The organism is Novosphingobium sp. TH158 (assembly GCF_002855555.1).
GTDB lineage: Bacteria > Pseudomonadota > Alphaproteobacteria > Sphingomonadales > Sphingomonadaceae > Novosphingobium.
This window is the reverse complement of the sequence record NZ_PKRT01000001.1, coordinates 639,474-662,098: the sequence shown is the minus strand read 5'-3', so window position 1 is coordinate 662,098 and position 22,625 is coordinate 639,474. Positions and strand designations below refer to the sequence as shown.

20 protein-coding genes and 1 tRNA gene are annotated in these 22,625 nt (G+C 64.6%); 16 read left to right on the top strand and 5 right to left on the bottom strand.

Annotated elements, in window-relative coordinates:
* The first annotated feature begins 66 nt into the window (after positions 1–66).
* Positions 67–954: a fructose bisphosphate aldolase gene (locus tag C0V78_RS03360; protein WP_101796431.1), complete on the top strand. Its 888-nt coding sequence runs from the start codon at positions 67–69 to the stop codon at positions 952–954.
* Here the strand turns inward: C0V78_RS03360 and C0V78_RS03355 are convergent, their stop codons facing one another.
* Positions 955–1,347 (bottom strand): hypothetical protein, encoded by a 393-nt coding sequence (locus tag C0V78_RS03355; RefSeq protein WP_144039827.1) that lies wholly within the window; start codon positions 1,345–1,347, stop codon positions 955–957. It lies immediately after the preceding gene.
* Between the two features lie 66 nt (positions 1,348–1,413).
* Here C0V78_RS03355 and thiE point away from each other — a divergent pair, with 66 nt between their 5' ends.
* From thiE to C0V78_RS03340, 3 genes are all read left to right on the top strand, one after another.
* The gene (gene thiE, locus C0V78_RS03350) at positions 1,414–2,049 is read left to right on the top strand and encodes a thiamine phosphate synthase (protein WP_101796429.1); all 636 of its coding nucleotides are present in this window, start codon (positions 1,414–1,416) and stop codon (positions 2,047–2,049) included.
* Positions 2,050–2,118: 69 nt separating this feature from the next.
* Positions 2,119–3,276 (top strand): L,D-transpeptidase family protein, encoded by a 1,158-nt coding sequence (locus C0V78_RS03345; protein ID WP_101796428.1) that lies wholly within the window; start codon positions 2,119–2,121, stop codon positions 3,274–3,276.
* 60 nt (positions 3,277–3,336) lie between these two features.
* Entirely contained in the window at positions 3,337–5,256 is a 1,920-nt protein-coding gene (locus C0V78_RS03340) for an OPT family oligopeptide transporter (RefSeq protein WP_101796427.1), read from the top strand.
* A gap of 10 nt (positions 5,257–5,266) precedes the next feature.
* Here C0V78_RS03340 and C0V78_RS03335 read toward each other — a convergent pair whose 3' ends face one another.
* On the bottom strand, positions 5,267–5,629 hold the full coding sequence (locus C0V78_RS03335) for a hypothetical protein (RefSeq protein ID WP_101796426.1): 363 nt from the start codon (positions 5,627–5,629) through the stop codon (positions 5,267–5,269).
* Between the two features lie 155 nt (positions 5,630–5,784).
* Between C0V78_RS03335 and efp the strand changes: the two genes are divergently transcribed.
* The 7 genes from efp (at position 5,785) to C0V78_RS03300 (ending at position 11,213) form a co-directional block, all read left to right on the top strand.
* Positions 5,785–6,351, top strand: coding sequence for an elongation factor P (efp, locus tag C0V78_RS03330; RefSeq protein ID WP_101796425.1), 567 nt, complete (start codon positions 5,785–5,787; stop codon positions 6,349–6,351).
* A gap of 7 nt (positions 6,352–6,358) precedes the next feature.
* Positions 6,359–7,174, top strand: a complete 816-nt coding sequence (locus tag C0V78_RS03325; RefSeq protein WP_101796424.1) for an inositol monophosphatase family protein — start codon at positions 6,359–6,361, stop codon at positions 7,172–7,174.
* 22 nt (positions 7,175–7,196) lie between these two features.
* Positions 7,197–7,280, top strand: a tRNA-Leu gene (locus C0V78_RS03320).
* 44 nt (positions 7,281–7,324) lie between these two features.
* Positions 7,325–8,638, top strand: coding sequence for an amidohydrolase (locus C0V78_RS03315; RefSeq protein ID WP_101796423.1), 1,314 nt, complete (start codon positions 7,325–7,327; stop codon positions 8,636–8,638).
* 145 nt (positions 8,639–8,783) lie between these two features.
* Positions 8,784–9,206, top strand: a complete 423-nt coding sequence (locus C0V78_RS03310) for a rubrerythrin family protein (protein WP_101796422.1) — start codon at positions 8,784–8,786, stop codon at positions 9,204–9,206.
* Positions 9,207–9,286: 80 nt separating this feature from the next.
* Entirely contained in the window at positions 9,287–10,612 is a 1,326-nt protein-coding gene (locus C0V78_RS03305; protein ID WP_101796421.1) for a heterodisulfide reductase-related iron-sulfur binding cluster, read from the top strand.
* Positions 10,613–10,616: 4 nt separating this feature from the next.
* Complete coding sequence (locus C0V78_RS03300) at positions 10,617–11,213, top strand: DUF3501 family protein (protein ID WP_158241457.1); 597 nt, start codon at positions 10,617–10,619, stop codon at positions 11,211–11,213.
* Between the two features lie 13 nt (positions 11,214–11,226).
* Here C0V78_RS03300 and C0V78_RS03295 read toward each other — a convergent pair whose 3' ends face one another.
* Positions 11,227–11,733, bottom strand: coding sequence for a hypothetical protein (locus C0V78_RS03295; protein WP_101796419.1), 507 nt, complete (start codon positions 11,731–11,733; stop codon positions 11,227–11,229).
* Between the two features lie 214 nt (positions 11,734–11,947).
* Between C0V78_RS03295 and C0V78_RS03290 the strand changes: the two genes are divergently transcribed.
* Genes C0V78_RS03290 through C0V78_RS03275 form a run of 4 tightly spaced genes read left to right on the top strand, consistent with a single transcriptional unit; the run spans position 11,948 to position 18,564 of the window.
* On the top strand, positions 11,948–13,333 hold the full coding sequence (locus C0V78_RS03290; protein ID WP_101796418.1) for a TIGR03013 family XrtA/PEP-CTERM system glycosyltransferase: 1,386 nt from the start codon (positions 11,948–11,950) through the stop codon (positions 13,331–13,333).
* 7 nt (positions 13,334–13,340) lie between these two features.
* Positions 13,341–15,446, top strand: a complete 2,106-nt coding sequence (gene prsK, locus C0V78_RS03285) for an XrtA/PEP-CTERM system histidine kinase PrsK (RefSeq protein WP_254049801.1) — start codon at positions 13,341–13,343, stop codon at positions 15,444–15,446.
* Complete coding sequence (gene prsR / locus C0V78_RS03280; protein WP_101796416.1) at positions 15,447–16,808, top strand: PEP-CTERM-box response regulator transcription factor; 1,362 nt, start codon at positions 15,447–15,449, stop codon at positions 16,806–16,808. It abuts the gene before it with no gap.
* Positions 16,792–18,564: a tetratricopeptide repeat protein gene (locus C0V78_RS03275; RefSeq protein ID WP_158241456.1), complete on the top strand. Its 1,773-nt coding sequence runs from the start codon at positions 16,792–16,794 to the stop codon at positions 18,562–18,564. The genes prsR and C0V78_RS03275 overlap by 17 nt, the downstream gene beginning before the upstream one ends.
* Here C0V78_RS03275 and C0V78_RS03270 read toward each other — a convergent pair whose 3' ends face one another.
* Together C0V78_RS03270 and panB are read right to left on the bottom strand one after the other, a co-directional pair.
* On the bottom strand, positions 18,565–19,611 hold the full coding sequence (locus tag C0V78_RS03270) for a DUF475 domain-containing protein (protein WP_101796414.1): 1,047 nt from the start codon (positions 19,609–19,611) through the stop codon (positions 18,565–18,567).
* 35 nt (positions 19,612–19,646) lie between these two features.
* Positions 19,647–20,516, bottom strand: coding sequence for a 3-methyl-2-oxobutanoate hydroxymethyltransferase (panB, locus tag C0V78_RS03265; protein WP_101796413.1), 870 nt, complete (start codon positions 20,514–20,516; stop codon positions 19,647–19,649).
* 400 nt (positions 20,517–20,916) lie between these two features.
* On the opposite strand from panB, the gene C0V78_RS03260 reads away from it, so the two are divergent.
* The gene (locus C0V78_RS03260) at positions 20,917–22,515 is read left to right on the top strand and encodes an amino acid permease (RefSeq protein WP_101796412.1); all 1,599 of its coding nucleotides are present in this window, start codon (positions 20,917–20,919) and stop codon (positions 22,513–22,515) included.
* The last annotated feature ends 110 nt before the right edge of the window (positions 22,516–22,625 follow it).

Here is a 22,625-nt window from a genome sequence, read left to right as displayed (position 1 = left end):
TGGTAGCGCTAACAGCCTACCGGGCCTTTTCATTATTGCAGCTATGGAACCGATCAAGGAGCGAACATGAACACCGCAGATATGACCGCCAAGATGGCCGCCGGCAACGGCTTCATTGCCGCGCTGGACCAGTCGGGCGGATCGACCCCGAAGGCGCTCAAGGGCTATGGCATCGAGGAAGGCGCGTGGAACACCGAAGAGGAAATGTTCGGCCTGATCCACGAAATGCGCAGCCGTATCATCCGTTCGGCCGCTTTCACCGGCGACAAGGTGATCGGTGCAATCCTGTTCGAGCGCACCATGGACGGCTCGGTCGATGGCGTGCCGACCCCCGCCGCGCTGATTGCCAAGGGCGTGGTGCCTTTCATCAAGATCGACAAGGGCCTCGAGAACGAGGATCGCGGCGTTCAGATGATGAAGGCAATGCCCGAGCTTGATGCCCTGCTGACCAAGGCGAAGGGCCTGGGTGTTTACGGCACCAAGGAGCGCTCGGTGATCAATTCGGCCAACGCTTCGGGCATTGCCGATATCGTTGCCCAGCAGTTCGAAGTTGGACGCCAGGTTCTCAGCCACGGAATGATGCCGATGCTGGAGCCCGAGATCAACATCAAGAGCGAAACCCGCGCTGAATGCGATGCGATCATGCTCGAGGAGATCCTCAAGAACCTTGAAGGCATGAACGAGCAGGTCATGCTGAAGCTGTCGCTGCCGGTCACCCCGGGCACTTTCGACGCGCTTGTCGATCATCCCAAGGTTCTGCGTGTCGTTGCGCTTTCGGGTGGTTACAACCGTCCCGAAGCTTGCGTCGAACTGTCGAAGAACCGCGGCATCATCGCCAGCTTCAGCCGCGCGCTGCTGGAAGACCTGCGCCACCAGATGAGCGATGCCGAATTCGATGCCAGCCTGGCCTCGGCAATCGACGACATCTACAAGGGATCGACCCAGAAGATCTGATCACCTCGATTGCGGGATCATGCGGTCGCGCCGTTCTACCCTGAATTTCAGGCGATAGGGCGGCGCGATCTTGCGTCCGGCGCGGGGCTGGGGAAGGGCGTCGACCAGCTCGACTGTCGCCCAGCCAAGGTCCGCCGGCTTGCCCTGGACTAGTTCGAGGGTGCGCTGGTGCCCCTTTTGCGAAACCTTCACCTTCGCGCGCAATTCGCCAGCCCAGATGCAACGTGCATTGATGGGGCACCGGCTGTCCGCAGTCACCTTGATCGGCATAATGCGCAGGCCTTCCACTATCGCAGACCTGTGCATGGCGATGTAGAGGCTCGACCGCTGACCGGCTGCCGCAGGAGCAGCGAGTGCGAGGCTGATCGCGGCGAGGGGGAACAGCCGTTTCATTGCCGCAGTGTGCTCGCTTGCCGATGAACTGTTCCAGAACGCGACCAAACGGCTATAGAGCCCCGGATGACTGACCAGACCGATCGCGCACCGACCCAGCTTTACCTGATCTCGCCACTCGATGTCGGGGGCGGGTTTCCCGATCGCCTTGGCCGTGCGCTTGATGCCGGGCCGGTCGCTGCCTTCCAGTTCCGGGTCAAGGGCATTGACGAGCATGAGGCCGCCCGCCTTGCGGATCCGCTTCAGCGCATCTGCGCGGACCGCGATGTGGCATTCATCGTCAATGATTCGATCAGCCTTGCCAAGCGCATCGGGGCCGATGGCGTCCATCTCGGGCAGGGCGACGGGGACGTACGCGACGCGCGCGAACGCCTTGGCCGCGAGGCGCAGATCGGCGTTACCTGCCACAACAGCCGCCACCTGGCCATGGAAGCGGGCGAGGCCGGAGCCGATTACGTGGCCTTCGGCGCCTTCTATCCGACGACGACCAAGCAGGTGGAACACCGAGCCGACCTCGAAACCCTGACCTGGTGGCAGGAGCTTTTCGAACTGCCTTGTGTTGCCATTGGCGGGATCACGCCGGAAAACTGCCGGCCGATCGTGTTTGCGGGCGCGGATTTCATCGCCGTTTCCGGTGCCGTCTGGTCGGGTGACGAGGCAGTGGCGGTGCAAGCCTTCTTGCAGGCCTTTGCGGCGAACTGAGCGGACCCATTCCCTGCATCGCCGGTTCTCGCTTCCGCAGCGGCGCTTTCGCGCCTTGTGGGAGTTGCCATGCGTCGCCTTGTCCTGCCGGTCGTCCTTTTCCTTTCAGCCTGCAACCAGCCCGATTCCGATCCCGCCAGCCGCAGCAGCACCGGGGCGAGCGCCTCGCCGACAGTCGATCCGCTCGCCTCGCGGGACGGCACGCCGGATGCCTTCCCGGATAGCCAGGCGCGCCCGCTGATGCAGGCGCAGGTCGTCCTCGACCGGCTGGGGTTTTCTCCGGGCGTGATCGACGGCAAGGAAGGCCTCTCTACCCGCAATGCCCTCGCCGGATTCCAGGAGGCAAACGGACTGCCGGTGACTGGCACCTTCGATCCCGCGACCTGGGAGGTGCTGGGGCGATGGCAGGTGATACCCGCGACCCGCGTGGTCACCATCCCGGAAGACTTCGCCCGCGGTCCCTTTGCCGAAGTGCCGGACGATCCGGCGGACCAGGCCGCGATGCCAGCCCTTGGCTATGCCTCGCTCGACGAGAAGCTGGCCGAGCGCTTTCACACCTCGGTCGAAACGCTGGTCACCCTCAATCCGGGCGGCTTTCCGGCCGGGTCGCCAGAGGCCGAGGCCGCTATCGCCTCCGCCAAGCCGGCGCCTGCGGCTTCGCAGAGCCCCAGTGGAGAAGCCACGGCGCATTTCAGGGCGGGCCAGCAGATCCGCGTGCCGAACATCGGCAACGACAGGGTCGATCCGGCATCCGTGGATGATGCCGGCTGGCTGCTGAGCCTGGTCATGCTTGGCATTGGCTCAACCCAGCCGCGCGTCGAGCGGGTGATCGTCAGCAAGGCGAAGGGGACACTCAAGGCGTTCGATGCCGGCGGGCAGCTCGTTGCCGCCTTCACTGTGACCACCGGATCGCGCCATGATCCGCTGCCGCTGGGCCAGTGGAAGGTCAACGGGATCGCCCGAAACCCCAAGTTCCACTACAATCCCGACCTGTTCTGGGATGCCAGCCCCGGCGATGAAAAGGCCATGCTGCCGCCGGGGCCGAACAGTCCGGTCGGCATCGTCTGGATCGACCTCTCCAAGCCGCATTACGGCATTCATGGCACGCCCGAGCCGCGGAGCATTGGCAGGGCCGAGAGCCACGGCTGCGTTCGCCTGACCAACTGGGACGCTGCCCGCCTGGCCCAGATGGTTGGGCCGGGGACAAGGGTGGACTTCGTGGCCTGACGCTTGAAAGCGGGCATGGTCGGTGTCATCACCCTGTCCTGCGGATAAGGGGATGCCGATATGCGTGAACTGACCGTCCGGAGCGTCCTGCTCGGCGTGGCGCTGACTTTCGTGTTCACTGCTGCGAACGTCTATTTCGGGCTGCGTGTCGGGCTGACCTTTTCCACCGCGATCCCTGCTGCCGTCGTCTCTATGGCCCTGCTGCGAACGCTTGGCGGCGCAACGATTGTCGAGAACAACATCGTCCAGACCATCGGCAGCGCAGCCGGGGCAGTGGCAACCATGGTCTTCGTCCTTCCCGGCTTCGTCATCGTCGGCTGGTGGAGCGAGATCCCCTATTGGGAGACGATGCTGGTCTGCGCCACCGGCGGCATCCTTGGTGTCATGCTGTCAGTTCCGATGCGCCGCGCACTGGTGGTGGATTCGGACCTGCCCTATCCGGAAGGGGTTGCCGGGGCGGAGATCCTGCGCGTCGGCATGGCCGATGCCGCGGGTGCGGGCGAGAACCGGGCGGGACTGCGCACGATCGTCCTTGGCGCGCTTGCCGGTGCCGGCTTCGGGCTGCTGAGCACCCTGCGCCTTGCGGCGGGGGAGGTCAGCAAGGTGTTCAAGCTGGGCGCAGGATACGGCACGCTGGGCGCCTCGCTCTCGCTGGGCCTTGTTGCGATCGGCCACCTGATCGGGCTGGCGACCGGTATTGCCATGCTCACCGGACTGGTCACCGGCAAGCTGATCCTGCTGCCCTGGCTGAGCGCGGGCGTGCCCGGCGAAGCCGAAGAGGTCGCCGCGACCGTGCTGGGTGAGCAGGTGCGCATGATCGGCGCGGGAGCCATGGCGGTTGCGGCGCTCTGGGCGCTTGTGCGCATATCGGGCGCGATGCTGCGCGGGCTTGGCGGCATTGCCGCAACCGCGCGGGCCCGACGTGGAGGCGAGGCGATCGCATTGACCGAGCGCGACCTTCCCGGTGGCTGGGTGCTTGGCATCAGCGCGGCCATGTTCGGGCCGATCCTCTACCTTGTCTGGCGCTTCGTGCAGGGCGGTCCGCTTGCCGATGCGATCCTGCCGGTGCTGCTCCTCGCCCTGGTCTTCATCATCGTTGTCGGCGTGTTTACGGCAGTGGTGACCGGGTACATGGCCGGTCTGGTCGGCACGTCGAACAGCCCGGTTTCCGGTGTCGGCATCCTTGCCGTCCTGATCGTGTCGGTCCTGATTGCGGCCATGTTCGGCAGCGTCGAGGGTGACAGGGCACCGCTGATCGCTTTCGCGCTGTTCCTCGTCTCCTTCGTATTCGGCATCGCCATCGTGGCGAATGACAACCTGCAGGATCTCAAGACCGGCCAGCTTGTCGGCTCGACGCCGTGGAAACAGCAGGCGGCACTGATCATCGGCGTGGTCGCCGGATCGCTGGTCCTGCCGCCGGTGCTGCAACTGCTGGCGAACAGCTTCGGCTTTGCCGGCGCACCCGGTGCCGGGCCAAACGCGCTGGCGGCCCCGCAAGCCTCGCTCTTTGCGGCAATCGCGCAGGGCGTACTGGGTGGCACGCTGCGATGGGACCTTGTCGCACTAGGCGCCGGGATCGGGGTGATCGTGGTGATCGTCGACGAAGTTCTGCGCGCGAGCGGGCGGGGCAAGCTGCCGCCTCTGGCGGTGGGAATGGGCATCTACCTGCCGGTTACGCTGGTTCTGCCGACAGTGATCGGCACGGTCATCGGCCATTTCTGGAACCGCATGGCGGCCGGAACGGCGCGACCGGAGTTCACCGAGCGGCTCGGCGTGTTGCTGGCAACGGGGCTTGTCGTTGGAGACAGCCTGTTCGGGCTGGCCTTCGCCGGGGCTGTCGGCGCGGTGGGTGATCCGGCCAGGCTGGCCATCGTTGGCGAGGGTTTTGCGCCAATCGCGGAATGGATTGGGATAGCCGCCGTGGTGGCCCTGCTTGCCGGCGCTTATGCCCGGACGAGGCGCCGCGCACTTAACGACTGAGCGGGGCTTTTCAGCGCTGGTTGTTGGCCACGCCCAGGATGCAACGCAGCGTCGAATCGCTGCCGTCCGCATTCAGGCGGCGCAGGAACCCGCCCGATTGCCGGCGATAGGAAAGTCCCTTTTGCGGACCCGACGTCATCTGGACCTTGTCGCCCGTCAGCAGGTAAGTGCCCGCACCCTTTGCCGTGGAATAGCTCGATGCATTGGTGATCGTGAAATCATGTTCCGGCGCGCGGATGCCGACCGGGCCGGTCGCATCGCCAGGCAGTTCGCAAGCGTAGGTGCCCGGCACGAGGATGCCGATGGGCCCGCCCGGGGCGGCCATGGCAGGTCCGGCAAAGGCGATTGAAAGAGCTGCCAGCGCGCGTTTCATGCGTAATTCCTTGTTCACGGCGCGATTAGCAGCCGATGAACAAGTTGGCCAGCTTCCGAAACCGGCGCGAAAGTGTTGCCGTTTCGCCGCGCAGCGGCTAAGGGCGCGGCCTTGCCCGAAGATCGGGCTCTTTCTCATCCTTGAAGGCATCTCCCATGGCGAAGATCAGCGGCGTGGACATCCGTCCCGGCAACATCCTTGAATACGAAAAGGGCATCTGGAAGGTTGCCAAGACGCAGCACACCCAGCCGGGCAAGGGCGGCGCCTTCATGCAGGTCGAGATGAAGAACCTCATCGACGGCCGCAAGACCAACGTCCGCTTCCGCAGCGCCGACACGGTCGAGCGCGTGCGCCTCGATACCAAGGACTTCCAGTATCTCTACGCCGAGGGCGATGACCTGGTGTTCATGGACGTGGAAACCTACGAACAGATCAACCTGCCGGCGGACCTGCTGGGCGAGGCCGCAGCCTTCCTCCAGGACGGCATGACCGTCCTGCTCGAAATGTACGACGAGCGTCCGATCTCGGTGCAGCTGCCCGAACAGGTCGAGGCCACGATTGTCGAGGCTGACGCCGTGGTGAAGGGGCAGACCGCTTCTTCCAGCTACAAGCCCGCGATCCTCGACAACGGCGTACGCGTGATGGTGCCGCCGCACATCGAAAGCGGTACGCGCATCGTCGTGAACGTTTACGATCGCGAATACGTCGGCAAGGCGAACTGATCCGGTCATGGCAATACCCGGCCTCATCCGCGTAATGGAAAAAGCGGCCCGCAAGGCGGGCAACCGCCTGCGCCGCGACTTTGGCGAGGTGGAGCACCTGCAGGTGAGCCGTAAGGGCCCGGCGGACTTCGTCTCGAAGGCCGATCAGGCTGCCGAACGCATCATCTGGGACGAGCTGCGCGCAGCTCGGCCGGGCTGGGGCTTCGAGTTCGAAGAAGCTGGAACGGTCGAAGGCGATGCCGACAAGCCGCGCTTCATCGTCGATCCGCTGGATGGCACCAGCAACTTCCTTCATGGCATTCCGCACTTCGCGATCTCGATCGCCGTACAGGAGCCGCGGCTTGACGGGCGGGGTTGGGGCGATGTCACGGCAGCGCTGATCTACCAGCCGATCACCGACCAGAGCTTCTGGGCGGAAAAGTCCCGCGGGGCATGGCTGCACGATGCGCGCCTGCGCGTTTCGGCGCGCCGCCACCTGGACGAGAGCCTGATCGCCACCGGCATTCCGTTTGCCGGTGCCGGCAATCCGGGTGAATGGATGAAGATCTACGGCGCCTTTGCGCCGCAGGTTGCCGGGATCCGCCGTTTCGGCGCTGCCTCGCTCGATCTCGCGTGGGTTGCCGCCGGCCGTTATGATGGCTTCTGGGAAAGCGGCCTCAAGCCGTGGGATACCGCAGCCGGTTGCCTGCTGGTGCGCGAGGCTGGCGGTTTCGTTACCGATTACCGCGGCATCTCTCAGCCGATCTGCGATACCCAGGTTCTTGCCGGCAATGATGCGCTGCATTCCCGCCTGCACAAAATTCTGGCGGCTGCGCTCAAGTAGGACTAGAGCGCCGAAGGTCCGTGCCCCTGTGGCGGAATGGTAGACGCGAACGACTCAAAATCGTTTGTAGCAATACGTGCCCGTTCGAGTCGGGCCAGGGGCACCACTTCCATCTTGATGATCTTGATCAGGCGGTTAGTCTCGCCTTCCATGAAGCTCATCGCAACCCTGCTCGCCGGCGCCGCAGCGCTTTCCTCCATCCCCGCCCAGGCTGACGCCATCAGCGACAGCATCAAGGCCGAAATGCCCGGCCTGATGGCGATCTATCGCGATCTCCATGCCAATCCCGAACTGAGTTTCGAGGAGAAGCGTTCGGCGAAGATCATGGCCGATGCCGCCCGCAAGGCAGGCTTCGAGGTGACCGAGAACGTCGGAAAAACCGGGGTCGTCGCGGTCATGAAGAACGGTCCCGGCCCGGTCGTGCTGATCCGTGCCGATATGGACGGCCTGCCGGTCATCGAACAGACCGGCCTGCCTTACGCGTCGAAAGTGCGCGGGGTTTCGACTGCCGGTGTCGAAAGCGGCGTAATGCACGCCTGCGGACACGATACCCACATGACGGCCTGGATTGCCGTCGCCCGTTATCTGGCGGCCAATCGCAAGGACTGGTCGGGGACGCTGGTCATGGTCGGACAGCCCGCAGAGGAGCTGGGGCTCGGGGCCCGGGCGATGCTTGAAGACGGTCTCTACACCCGCTTCCCCAAGCCGCAGTATACGCTGGCTTTCCATGATACGCATGAATTGCCGAGCGGCGTGATCGGGGTCACTCCGGGCTATGCCTTGGCCAATGTCGATAGCGTGGACATCACCTTCAAGGGCATTGGCGGCCACGGTTCGCGCCCGCACCAGACCAAGGACCCGATCGTGCTGGCCTCCGCTTTCGTCACGCGGGTGCAGACGCTGGTCAGCCGCGAAAACGATCCGTCCGTTCCCGCGGTGGTCACTGTCGGCAGCTTCCATGCCGGCGCCAAGCACAACATCATTTCCGACAAGGCCGAACTGCAGCTAACCGTTCGCAGCTATGCGGACGATGTTCGCGCGCGCCTGCTTTCGGGCATCAAGCGCGTTGCCGAGGGTGAGGCGGTCGTTGCCGGCCTGCCAGCCGACCTGAAGCCGACGGTCGAAGTGCGTGAGCCCTATACTCGCTCCACCTTCAATACGCCGGATTTCAGCAAGGACATGCTGGGGTTCTTCCAGTCCCGCTTTGGCCCCGCGCGTGCGCGTGAAGTTCCCGCGTCGATGGGTGGCGAGGATTTCGGTGAATTCGGCCGGGCCGATGCAGCCGGGATCAAGAGCATGATTTTCTGGGTCGGCGGCACCCCCGCGGAAAAGCTGGCCTCGGAAGGATCGAACGTGCCCGGAACGCACAGCCCGTTCTTTGCACCCGAGGCGGACAAGGTGATCGGCACCGCAGCCGAGGCCCTGATTGCCGCCAGCATGAGGCTGTTGCCCAAGAAGCAATAAAGCGTATTTGCGAATTATTCGCAGAATTCTGATCGATTTCGTCGATCATTGCTTTTGGAAAATTCGCTTTCCCTTCTTGCCTGCGAGCGAGCAGGAAACACGTGCCGATATTTCGATTCACCCAATACCCGAGAGGAGTTTTGACATGGGACTGAAGGGATCACAGACCGAGGCCAACCTTAAGGCCGCTTTCGCCGGTGAAAGCCAGGCAAACCGCCGTTACCTGTACTTCGCACAGAAGGCCGACATCGAAGGTCACAACGACGTCGCCGCCGTGTTCCGCTCGACTGCGGAAGGCGAAACCGGCCACGCGCACGGCCACCTCGAATATCTCGAGGAATGCGGCGATCCAGCCACCGGCGAACCGATCGGTGACACCGTTGCCAACCTGAAGGCATCGATCGCCGGCGAAACGCACGAATACACCGACATGTACCCCGGCATGGCCAAGACCGCCCGCGACGAAGGCTTCGACGAAATCGCCGATTGGTTCGAAACCCTCGCCAAGGCCGAGAAGAGCCACGCTGGCAAGTTCCAGAAGACCCTGGACGCCGTACTGGCCGGCTAATCCCCTGTTTCCGGCCGGCTTCCGAAAGGTTGCCGGCCGGACTCTATCTGCACCAGGCAAATTCCTGACGGGAGGTCTCAATGGAAGGCAGTCTTGAAGCGCCCGTTCGCCACATCATTCCGTGGCAGGGCGAGGCTTGGTACGACGAGGAAGCGCTCGAAGCCGAGCTGCGCCGCGTCTATGACATCTGCCACGGCTGCCGCCGCTGCTTCAATCTGTGCGACAGCTTCCCGATCCTGTTCGACGCCATTGATGAAAGCCCCAACGAGGAGGTCGAAGACCTTTCGAAGGAACAGCTCGCCAAGGTCGTTGATGCCTGCACCCTGTGCGACATGTGCTTCATGACGAAGTGCCCCTATGTGCCGCCGCACAGCTTCGATCTCGATTTCCCGCACCTGATGCTCCGCCATCGCGCCGTTGAGCATCGCAAGGGCAACACCTCCTTCGCCGACCGCGAACTGGCAAAGATGGGCCGCAACGGTCGGCTTGGCTCCATGGTCGCCGGCGCCGCCAACTGGGCGACGAAGGAAGGCAATGCGCTGACCCGTCCGGTCATGGAGGCCGTCGTCGGCATAGACCGCCGCGCCCATGTGCCGCCGTTCCTCGACACCCGCCTGACCAATCAGGCCCCGGCCGTTGTTCCGCCGCCCAATCCCGATGGTCCCGCTTTCGGCAAGAAGGTGGCGATCTATGCTGGCTGTCATGACGAATTCAACGATGCCACGCCGGGTCTCGCCCTGGTCAAGGTGCTGGCGCACAACGGCGTAAAGGTGCGGATCGAGCATCCGGACTGCTGTGGCATGCCGCTGTTCGAGAACGGCGACATGAAGGGTGTTTCCAACGCCTCGCAGCGGATCTCGGCGCACTTTGCCCCGATGGTCGAGGATGGCTGGGACGTCGTGCCGCTGACCACGTCCTGCGCCCTGATGCTCAAGTTCGAATGGCCGCTGATCGAGCCCGAGAACGAGAACGTGAAGACGCTTTCGCGTCACACCTTCGACGTCAGCGAATATATCGTCGCCCTTTCCAAGGAGACGGGGCTTGCCCCGATCGAGGAAATGCCCGCGTCTATCGCCGTCCATTTCGCCTGCCACGCCCGCGCCCAGAACATGGGGCCGAAGGCGATGGAGATGCTCAAGCTGATCCCCGGAGCCACGCCGGCCCTGACCGAGCGTTGTTCCGGCCATGGTGGCAAGTGGGGCATTTTCGCCGAGAACTTCGATACCGCGGTCAAGGTGGGCAAGCCCGCCGCCCGCAATCTGGTAAAAGGCGATCCGGACATCATTGTCAGCGAATGCCCGCTTGCCGGACCGCACCTGCGCCAGGTGATCGAAGCAAACGGCCAGACTCCCCCCGACCGTATCGGCCACCCCATCGAGGTGATGGCCAAAGCCTATGGATTGTAAGCATATGTCACGTGAGAACCGCTCCATCACCGCGGCAGACATCATGCCGCTAGACCAGTACGAAACGATCCGCGCCGACAAGCGGCAGGAAGCGATCCTTCGCAAGAAGCTGACCCGGCTCGCGGTGGGTCCGAACGCGACGATCATGTTCGAAACCTGGGATTCGATGTGGCTGCAGATCCAGGAAATGCTGCGCATCGAAAAGGGAGGCGAAGCACAGGTCCCCGACGAGATCGCCGCTTATGATCCGATGGTCCCCAAGGGCAGCGAATTGACCGCTACCCTGCTTTTCGAGGTCGCAGACCCGGTGAAGCGCGACGCCTTCCTCCGCACCATCGGCGGCGTCGAAGATCACATTGCTCTGCAGGTAGGCGGCGAGACGATCCGTGCCCGCCCAGAAGGCGATGTCGAGCGCACCCGCGAAAGCGATGGCAAGGCAAGTGCAGTGCACTTCCTCCATTTCGATTTCACGCCGTCGGCCATTGCTGCCTGGAAAAGCGGGGAAGGGCAGGCGATGGTGGTGATCGATCACCCGAACTATGGCCACGCGGCGCTGATCGGTGCCGACGCGCGGTCTTACCTCGCTCGCGAGTGCTTTTGACCTTCTGGCCGGCTTACTGGTTGGCGGGGGTTGCCGCTCCGCCGCGTTCCTCGCCCGCGCGGCGGATCTTTTCGAGGTCTGCCGCAGTCGGCTGCTGAACCGGCCGTTTCCAGGCCGGGCCGACGCTGGGGCCGGGAAGCTTGCGCGCACCCGGCACGAAGCCCGGCGGCATACTGGATGCGGCGTAGGGATTGATCCGTGTCGCCGTGCCTCTTGTGGGCATCGGTTCCGGAGCGCCGAGGTTTTCGCCGCCGGGATCCACTGGCCCCTCAGTGCCAAAACCGCTGCCCGTGCTGGCTTTGGGGCTGGGTTCGAGATGGATCTTGCGAGGGCCGAGGGTATCGGCCTCGGCCTGCCGAAGGGCTGCCTGCTGCTGTTCGGCTTTCAATTCCGCACCAATCGCCTCGCGGCGCTCGCCATCGGCGAAGACCGCAATGCAGGCGGTGATGACGACCGTGATGACCGCGAAATGGCGGTACATCTTGGGCGGCACCGGAATCGATTCGAGCAGCTCCTTCATGGACCCCCGCATTAGCTGCGCGAGGTTAAGCCTTGGCCGCGCAACATGGTTAAGAGAGGGTTTAGCGTGGTGATTCACCAATTCGCCGCGATGTAAGGACTTCCGACAATCTTCACCGGCGCCCCACGCGAAGTGACGAAAATCCAGCGATTTGCCCGGCCGCGGTCACTGTCAGCTTTACCGACATTTTACCCCTTGGCGCTATCCGGGTGGAATGATCCGCTTGTTCAAGCATTACATTCCGCACGCCGTGCTGTTGCTGGGGTTGTTCGACCTTGGCCTGCTGGGGCTGGCGGGAGAACTCGCCTGGCGGCTGCGTGCCGACCAGATCGGCATCGACATCGGCTCCACCGCTGATCGCGCCGGACTTCTCGCGGCCTTTGCCGGGGTGATGATCACGGTGATGATCTCCGTCGGCGTATTCGGCGCAGAGAGCCTGCGCTCCATGCGCTATGCCACGGCGCGGCTGCTGGTGGCCATCTCGCTCGGCGTGATCGCCTTGTCGTTCGTCGACTGGATAAGCGGCGGCGCGCATTTCTGGCGCTCGGTCCTTGCCTACGCAATGGCGCTGGCGATCGTTTTCCTTATCGCGAACCGCTTGGTTATCGGCGGTTTCCTTGGCGCATCGGCCTTTCGCCGCCGCGTGCTCGTGCTGGGGGCCGGCAACCGGGCAGACCGGCTGCGCAAGCTGGGGGAACGGCCGGAATCGGGCTTTGTCATTGTCGGCTACATCGGCATGAGCGACGGCCCGCACACGGTCGAGGAAGCGATCAACCGCAGCGCCATCCACAACCTCAAGCGCTTTGTTGAAAATCTTGGCGTCAGCGAGGTGGTGCTGGCGCTGGAAGAACGGCGCAATTCGCTGCCGCTACAAGACCTGCTGCGGATGAAAACCGCCGGCGTTCACGTCAATGACTTCTCCAGCTTCATCGAGCGCGAGACGGGCCGCGTCGATCTCGACACGGTCAACCCCAGCTGGCTGATCTTTTCGGACGGGTTCTCCTCTGGCCGCGCCGTCTCCAGCGCGGCAAAACGCGTGTTCGATATCGCTGCCAGCACCCTGCTGCTGGTGCTCACGGCGCCGATCATTGCGTTGTTTGCCATCATCGTGAAGCTGGACAGCAAGGGGCCGGCCTTCTTCCGCCAGACCCGCGTGGGGCTGTACGGTCAGCACTTCGATCTCATCAAGCTGCGCTCGATGCGGACCGATGCCGAGGTCAACGGCGCCCAGTTCGCGCAGCAAAACGACCCGCGCGTCACCCGCGTCGGTCGCTTCATCCGCAAGGTCCGGATCGACGAACTGCCCCAGACCTGGAGCGTGCTGAAGGGCGAGATGAGCTTCGTCGGTCCGCGTCCCGAACGGCCCGAATTCGTCTCCGACCTTGAGGAAAAGCTGCCCTATTATGCCGAACGGCACATGGTGAAGCCGGGTATCACCGGTTGGGCGCAGATCAATTATCCCTATGGCGCAAACCTCGAGGATTCGCGGCACAAGCTCGAATACGATCTCTATTACGCCAAGAACTATACGCCGTTCCTCGACCTGCTGATCCTGCTGCAGACCCTGCGTGTCGTGCTGTGGCACGAAGGGGCTCGCTGAGCGCGCGGTGGCGGGCTGGTCTGTCCTTGCGGCGATGACGCATCTGGCCGGGGCCTGCGCCTCGGCCGGCATGGCGTTCTGGCTGATGCCCCGGCGGCACAAGCTGGGGCCAGCAGGGCTTGCGACGGTGATTGCCCTGGCGCTCAGCGTTTCCTGGGCGATTACGGCAGGGGCGACCGGGACGGAAAGCGCGGGCACCTATTTCGCCGAAACACTGCGCAACCTTGCCTGGCTTTACGTCGTCTGGAAGCTGTTCGCTGTCGACGGTCGCGACCTGCTGATCAAGCAGGTGCGGCCCGTGGTGGCCGTGCTTGCGGCGGTGGAGCTGATCGAGGGCGCGCTGCTGGTGGCGCTGCATCGGCCCCTGCGCGGGCTTTTTTCTCAGCCGCAGGTGTTCGAAATCATGGTCAGCTTCCGGCTGATCTTCACCATTGGCGGTCTGGTGCTGCTCCACAACCTCTATAGCGGCGCATCAAAACAGGCGCGGCTTGCCCTGCGCTGGCCGGCGGCCGGGCTGGCGATCCTGTGGATCTACGACCTCAACCTCTACACCGTCGCCTGGCTCAGCGGTGACTGGCCGCATGCACTCGGCGCATTGCGCGGGCTGGCGCTGGCGGCGGGAGCCCTGCTGCTGCTGCCGGCATTGGCCAAGCGCCGCGACGAGTTGCACTTCAGCCCATCGCGCACGATCGCCTTCCAGTCTGCGGCACTGATCGGGATTGCCGGCTATCTCGGCATGATGCTGGTGGGCTCGGAGCTGGTCCACCTCGTCGGTCCCGCCTATGCCAGCCTTCTGCAGTTCGGCCTGTTCATCGCCGCCTCAACGCTGGCGCTCATGCTGGTGCCGTCCAAGCGCCTGCGCGGTTGGCTGAAGGTGACACTGACCAAGCATTTCTTCCGCCACCGCTATGACTACCGTTCCGAGTGGCTACGATTTGCCGGAACCATCGGGCGCAGCGGCGAGAATGCGCCGCCGCTCGAACAGCGCGCCGTGCAGGCCCTTTCCCAGATCACCGACAGCGAGGCCGGCCTGCTGCTGGTGCCGGACGAAGGGGGCGATCTCGTCCTGTCCAGCCGCTGGCAGTGGCCGGCGATAGAGGTTCCCGCCGTCGCCATGCCGGCAGAGGGCGCGCACTTTCTTGAGCGCACCGGCTTCATCGTCGAGCTTGATGCAGTCCGCGCGGGAGACGACCATCAGGGCGAAGCAGGTGCCATCCCCGATTGGCTGCACAGCGCAGATCAGGCCTGGGCACTGGTGCCATTGCTGCACTATGGCAGGCTTGTCGGCGTTGTCGTCCTCGCCCGTCCGCCGCACCGTCGTTCGCTCGACTGGGAAGACTTCGACCTGCTGCGCGTCGTCGGCCAGCACCTTGCCACCACCCTTGCCGAGCATGCCAGCCAGGACGCGCTGGTCGAGGCGGCACGGTTTGACGAGTTCAACCGGCGCATCGCCTTTGTCATGCATGACATCAAGAACCTGGCGAGCCAGTTCGGACTGCTGGCCCGCAATGCCGAGCTTCATGCCGACAACCCCGATTTCCGGGCGGACATGCTCGTCACCCTGCGCAGCTCCACCGACAAGCTGACCGGTCTGATCGCGCGCCTTTCGCGTTACGGCACCGGCGCGCCCGAGCGGGTTGACCGGTTCAACGTCGCCGAGCTGGTCAATCATGTGGTCGCACAGTTCGATGGCCGCCATCCCGTTACCATTGTGCAGCGGCAGGGAGGCGAGATCGCGGCCAGTCGCGAGGCGCTGGAGCAGGCGCTGATCCACCTTGTGCAGAATGCGGTCGATGCCAGCCAGCAGGGAACGCCGGTATTCATCGACCAGACCTGCGACGGCCTGGGCGTGCGGATCGAGATTGTCGATTCCGGCGTGGGCATGAGCCCCGAATTCGTCCGCAGCCGCCTGTTCAAGCCGTTCGCTTCATCCAAGCCGGACGGCTTCGGCATCGGCGCCTGCGAAGCGCGCGACCTTGTTCGTGCAGCCAAGGGCCGCCTTGATGTCGAGAGCCGCGAAGGGCTGGGAACCCGTTTCATCATCCACCTGCCGCTCGCCACGACAGCGGATCACTTGTCCAACCTGCAAACGACCAACCGGAAAGTCGCCTGAATGCCCGAAGAGAAACCCAAGTTGCTGATCGTCGAGGATGATGCGGGGCTGCAGGCCCAGCTGAAGTGGGCCTATCCCGATTTCGACGTGATCATTGCCGGGGACCGGGCCTCGGCACTGGCGGCCTTGCGGGCCGAGGAGCCGCCGGTCGTGACGCTTGACCTGGGGTTGCCGCCCGATCCGGACGGAACCAGCGAAGGCTTTGCCGTGCTGGACGAGATCATGGCGATCAAGCCCGATACCAAGGTGATCGTCGCCAGCGGGCATGGCGCTCGGGAATCGGCGCTGCAGGCGATCGCTCGCGGAGCCTATGACTTTTACCAGAAGCCGCTCGACATCGATTCGATCGGTCTGATCGTTCGGCGCGCCTGGCAGCTGTTCCAGATCGAGGCGGAGAACCGCAGGCTCGCCGCCAGCGCGGGGGATGAACACAAGGTGCTTGGCCGGATGCTCACAGCCGCCCCGGAGATGGTCCGTGTGGCGCGCACGATAGAGCGTGTAGCCAACACCAATGTCTCGGTCATGCTGCTGGGGGCAAGCGGAACAGGCAAGGAGCTGCTCGCCCGAGGCCTGCACGAGGCAAGCGACCGCGCGAAGGGCGCATTCGTGGCGATCAACTGCGCCGCGATCCCGGAGAACCTGCTTGAGAGCGAGCTGTTCGGACATGAGAAGGGCGCGTTTACCGGCGCGGTCAAGACCACCGAGGGCAAGATCGAGATGGCCGATGGCGGCACCCTGTTCCTTGACGAGGTGGGTGACATTCCGCTGCCCCTGCAGGTGAAGCTGCTGCGCTTCCTGCAAGAGCGGGTGATCGAACGGATCGGCGGGCGCACCTCGATCCCGGTCAACACGCGCATTGTCTGTGCCACGCACCAGAACCTCGAGGCGATGATCGCCGATGGGCGCTTCCGCGAGGACCTCTACTACCGCCTGGCCGAGATCGTCGTGAAGATCCCCAGCCTTGCCGACCGGCCCGGTGATCCGACCCTGCTGGCCAAGGCCTTCCTGACGCGCTTCGCCCGCGAGATGAACCCGCAGGTCAAGGGCTTTGCCCCCGATGCGCTGGCGGCGATCGACAGCTGGGCCTGGCCGGGCAATGTCCGTGAGCTTGAGAACCGGGTGAAGCGCGCGGTGATCATGGCCGATGGCAAGCTGGTTGGCGCTGCCGACCTGGACCTTCCGGGCTCCGGCGACGAGGTGAGCGCGCTTAACCTCAAGTCCGCGCGCGAGCTCAGCGACCGCAAGATGATCCGCCATGCCCTTGCCCGAAGCGAGGGCAACATCTCCAGCACCGCCAAGCTGCTGGGGATCAGCCGGCCGACCTTGTATGACCTGCTCAAGCAGTATGACCTGCAGGCCTAGCCAGCGCGGCAGGGTGGGGCTGGTGGGCGGCATTGCCGCGGCAGTGGCGCTCGTCCTTGCGGCACCCGGGGCTGCTGGTGGATCGAACGCCGATGCGGCGCTCGCCAAGGCGCGCGGGGCACTGGCGCGGGGCGACGGGATCGCTGCGGAGATCGCGTTGAAGGAAGCCCAGTCGCAGGGTGCGGACCGGCAAAGGCTGGCCGTAGGCATGGGTGAGGCCATGTTGCTTCAGGGCCGGAGGGACAAGGCGCGCGAGTGGCTTGGCCCGGGACAGTTCGCCGCCGGCGATGCCGTGCAGGGCCTGCGCGTGCTGGCGCGGCTCGACATGGCCGAGGGCAAGCTTGCCGATGCGGCAGGCGTGCTGGACAAGGCTCTCACCCTCGATGGCGGCAATGCCGATGTCTGGATCGACATTGCCCAGCTGCGCTATCGCATGGGCAACCAGGCTGACGGCATCGCGGCAGCAGATCGGGCGCTTGCCGCAGATCCCGGCAGCGTTCGCGGGCTGGGCTTCCGGGCATTGGCGATCCGCGAGCAGTTTGGCCCGGAGCCCGCCCTGCAATGGTTCGAGGCCGCCTTGCTCAAGGCCCCCAACGATGGCGTCATCCTGGGCGATTTCGCCGCGACGCTGGGTGAGCTGGGCCGCTATCGCCAGATGCTGGCGGTAACCCGCAAGATGCTGGACCTTGGCGTGGCAGAGCCGCGCGCGCATTACCTTCAGGCGGTGCTCGCCGCGCGGGCTGGCAACATGTCATTGGCCAGGGCCAAGCTGAACCGGCTGGGCAAGGGGATAGCCGCCATGCCCTCGGCGCTGCTGCTGTCGGGCGTGATCGATCTTCAGAGCGGCAATGCCAACCTCGCCATTGAGTCCTTCCGGCGGCTTGTCGAGATCCAGCCGCAGAACGAGGTGGCGCAGGAGCTGCTGGCGCGGTCGCTTTACGAGGCCGGGCAGCAGAAGCAGGTGATCGAGCGGTTCGCTGCGCGGGCAGGGCATCCCTCGGCCTCGCCCTATCTGCTGACCCTGGTGGCCCGCGCCTATGAAGACCTTGGCGATCGGACCGCGGCAGCTCCGCTGCTCGATCGCGCAGCGGCGGTCGGCAATGGCGGCCTGGCGCCGGCGTTCGACATCGGCGCAGCCAAAGGGGGTGCCGCCGATATCGCGGCTTCGCGCATCCGTATGGCCCTGCACGGCGGCGCGGCACCGGAAGGCATTGGCCTGGCCGAACGCCTGCGCGGTGACTGGCCGGGCATGGCCTCTGCCGATGCGCTGGCCGGCGATGCCTACTTCGCTGCCGGCAACTGGCCCTTGGCCGCAGAGCGCTATGCCGAAGCGGCGCGGGTGCGCAGCGATGGGCCCCTGCTGATCCGCATGGTCCTTTCCGCCACGCGAGCGGGCCAGCGCGAGCTTGGCGCGCAGATGGTTGCAGCCTATCTCTCGACCCATCCCCAGAGCCCGACCGCTATCCGCTTCGCGGCCGACTACGCGGCGTCGACCGGGGACTGGGGCAAGGCGCGCCTGCTGCTGGACAACCTGCGCAGCGGCAACGGTGCCCGCGATGTCCGGCTGCTGGCAGACCTCAGCTATGCGCTGCTGCGGCTTGGCGATGGCGCGGCGGCAGAGAAGGTTGCGCGCGAGGCGCTTTCGCTCCAGCCGTCGAGCCCGGTCGCGTCACAGGCCCTGGCCCTTGCGCTCAAGGCGCGCAAGCAGGAGCCCGAACTGGCTGAAGCGCTCAGCCGCCGGGCCGCTCGCCCCTGATCAGGCGGCGGCCTGATGCTCCTTGCGGTTGTGCCGGACCGACCACCACAGTGACAGCCCGATCAGCGCGGCACCGATCAGACCGGTGATGGCTTCGGGAATATGGAACCGGGCCGAAGCGAGCATGATCCCGCCCAGCGCGATGATGGCCCAGAAGGCACCGTGTTCAAGATAGCGGTATTCCGCCAGCGTGCCCTTCTGGACAAGCATGATCGTCATCGAACGCACGAACATGGCACCGATGCTGAGGCCCAGCGCGATCACGATCATGTTGTTGGACAGGGCGAAGGCGCCGATCACGCCGTCGAAGCTGAACGAGGCGTCGAGCACGTTGAGATAGAGGAACCCGCCAAGGCCCGAACGGACGACTGCCCCTGCGGCCCGGTGCGCTTCCTCGCGCATTTCCATGATCGTGCCGATCGCTTCCACGGCGATGAAGCTGACCAGCCCCATCGTGCCGGCGACCATGAAGGTCAGCGCCTCGGCATCGTCGAGCAGCAGCGAGATCAGGTAGAACACGATCAGCAGCAGCGCGATTTCCAGCGCCTTGATGCTGGAAAAGCGGCTGAGGCGGCTTTCCAGCCAGTGGATCCAGTGCACTTCCTTGTCGGAATCGAAGAAGAAGGTGAGGCCGACCATGGCGAGGAAGGCGCCGCCAAATCCGGCGATGCCGACGTGCGCGCTGGAGACGATTTCCTCATAGCGCTTGGGATCGTTGAGCGAGAGCTGCACCGCATCGACCGGCCCCAGTCCGGCAGCAATCGCCACGATGGCCAGCGGAAAGACGATGCGCATGCCGAACACGGCGATGACCATGCCCCAGGTGAGGAAGCGGCGCTGCCATACCTCGTCCATCTCTTGCAGCACGGTGGCGTTGACCACGGCGTTGTCGAAGGACAGCGAGATTTCGAGGATCGACAGGACGAAGACGATCCACAGCAGCCCGAGCATGCCGCTCATCGTGCCGTGCAGTTCCCAGCCATACCATGCGCCGAGCCCGAGGCAGACGAGGGTGAAAAGGATGGATCCCTTGTAGAAACGGAGCAAGGCGGGCCTCTGGTGTTGGAGTTGGACGCGGCGGACTACTTCGGCTGGTAGGTTTGCTCAACCCCCGGAAAGTTCCGTGCACGAACTTCGCCGGCATAACGTTCTGCTGCGGCCGATATGGTCCCGGCAATTTCCTCGTAGCGCTTCACGAAGCGCGGGACCCTTTCGAACATGCCCAGCATGTCATCGGTGACGAGCACCTGGCCGTCGCATTGTGCCGATGCGCCGATGCCGATGGTGGGGCAGGAGATTGCGCGAGTGACCTCGATGGCGATGGGTTCGACCACCCCTTCGACGACCACGGCGAAGGCTCCGGCGCGATCGAGGGCCCGGGCATCGGCGACGATCTTCTTCGCTTCCGCCTCGCTGCGCCCGCGCGCGTTGTAGCCGCCCAGCACGTTGACTGCCTGCGGTGTCAGGCCGACATGGCCGACCACCGGAATGCCGCGCTGGACCAGGAATTCGACCGTCGGCGCCATCGCCTCTCCGCCTTCCAGCTTCACGCCCGCGCAGCCCGTTTCCTTGAGCAGCCGCGATGCGCTTTCGAAAGCCTGCCGGGGCGAGGCTTCGTAGGAGCCGAAGGGCATATCGACGATAACCACCGAATGGTACGATCCGCGCACCACTGCCGCGCCGTGCGCCGCCATCATGTCCAGCGTCACCGGGACGCTGGAGGGCAGGCCGTAGATCACCTGTCCCAGGCTGTCGCCAACCAGCAGCATGTCGCAATGGGCATCGAGCAGCTGCGCCTGCCGCGCGGTATAGGCGGTCAGCACCACGATGGGCTCGGCCGTGACCCCGTCCACCTTGCGCTTGCGCAGCGCGGGAACAGTCAGGCGCTTCATCGGCGCGGGGGTTGGATTGGCGCGACTGGTCGCGGTGTCGAGCTGGAAAGTCGATGACATGACGGTCCTTTTAGGCGCGAATGCGGCGGAGCGCCAGCACCGGGAGGCTGGCCGGATCAGGGCTTGAGGTTGACACAGTTGACACGGTGTAAACCTCGCGTGAACCTGCAGGAGGCTCGGAATTCCGGGAGTTTCGCGCTGATCGGGCGGTGAAACCGGCGGAAGAAAATAAAAAATGCCGCCGATCGGGCCACAGGCTTCCGGTTTTGCGGGGGTCTTGAACCTGGGCAAGCGGGCCGGGCGAGGGGGCATGAGGGACCATAGCCACAATTCCCGCCTGTAGGACAGGATCTTGTGCCCGGCACCAGCGGGCAACCATGCTGGGGAATGCACGTGTTTCCTGCTTGCCAAGTGGCTCTGCGCCGCTAGTTTCGCGGGCAACGACTTTGGGGAGAACCGCATGTTCGGTCGAGTTAAACCGCTGGACGCCATTCTGGCGACGGCAGAAAAGAAATCGCTGCACCGCTCGCTGGGGGCGTTCCAGCTTACCATGCTCGGTGTCGGCGCGATCATCGGTACGGGTATCTTCGTGCTGACCGCCGAAGCCGCGCAGAAGGCCGGGCCGGGCATGATGCTCAGCTTTGTGATTGCCGGCGTCGTCTGTGCCGTTGCCGCGCTGTGCTATGCCGAAATGGCCTCGATGGTGCCGGTTTCCGGCTCCGCCTATACCTACAGCTATGCCGTGATGGGCGAACTGCTGGCCTGGATGGTCGGCTGGGCGCTGGTGCTGGAATATGCGGTTGCGGCGGGGGCCGTTTCGGTGGGGTGGTCCGGCTATTTCGTCGGGCTCTTGCGCGAATACCTGGGGATCGGGTTGCCGCAGGAAGTGGTCAACGCCAATGCCCTGATCGCGCACATCAAGCTGGCCTTCGGCGCGGCGCCTTCGCCTGAACTGGCTTCGGCCATCGAGGTGGGCGGCTATATCAACCTGCCGGCTTTCGTCATCGCCCTGCTGGTTACCTGGCTGCTGATCATCGGCACCAAGGAAAGCGCCTTCGTCAACGCCGTGCTGGTGGTGGTGAAGATCACCGCGCTGACGGCTTTCGTCGTGCTGGCCGTGCCGGTGATGAATGCCGAGAACTTCGAGCCGTTCGCACCGCTCGGCTTCGGCGGCATTTCGGCGGCGGCGGCGTCGATCTTCTTCGCCTATGTCGGCTTCGATGCGGTTTCGACCGCGGCGGAAGAGACCAAGAACCCGCAGCGCAACATGCCGATCGGCCTGATCGGCAGCCTTGCCATCTGCACGATCTTCTACCTGCTGGTCGCCTCTGGCGTCATCGGCACGGTGGGCGCGCAGCCGCTGCTCGATGCCAATGGCAAGGGCATTGCCCCGGGTGATGCCACGGCCATGGCCGCGGCCTGCGCCAGCATCGCCAACGATGCGGTGGTCTGCTCGAAGGAAGCGCTTGCCTGGACCCTGCGCGAGATCGGCTGGAAGGAAATCGGCAACCTTGTCGGCCTTGCCGCCGGCCTGGCCCTGCCTTCGGTCGTGCTGATGATGATGTTCGGCCAGACCCGCATCTTCTTCGTCATGAGCCGCGACGGCCTGCTGCCCGAGGCGCTCTCGCGCATCCATCCGAAGTATAAGACGCCGCACGTGGTCACGATGATCACCGGCGTGTTCGTCGCCCTGTTCGCCGCACTGTTCCCGGTGGGCGCGCTGGCGGACATTTCGAACTCGGGCACGCTGTTCGCCTTTGCCATGGTGGCCATTGCCGTGCTCGTTCTGCGCCGGACCGATCCGTCGCGGCATCGTCCGTTCCGCACGCCGGCGGTCATGCTGGTGGCTCCGTTGGCGATCGTGGGCTGTCTCTACCTGTTCTTCAGCCTCGACCATTACACCCTGACCCTGTTCCTGGGCTGGGCCGTTCTGGGGCTGGCGATCTACTTCCTTTACAGCCGCCACCACAGCCATGTCGGCCGGGGTGTCGTGGAAGTGCATGAGGACGATCCGGACGCACCGCCGACTTCGGTTCCGCCGATGCCCGGCGTGGATTGACAGGCACCGTCATCCTGAAACTGGGGCCGCTCCTGCCGGGGCGGCCCTTTTTTCATGCGGACGAAAGGAGGAATTGCGAATCGCGCCTGATGAGAACATAAATAGAACAT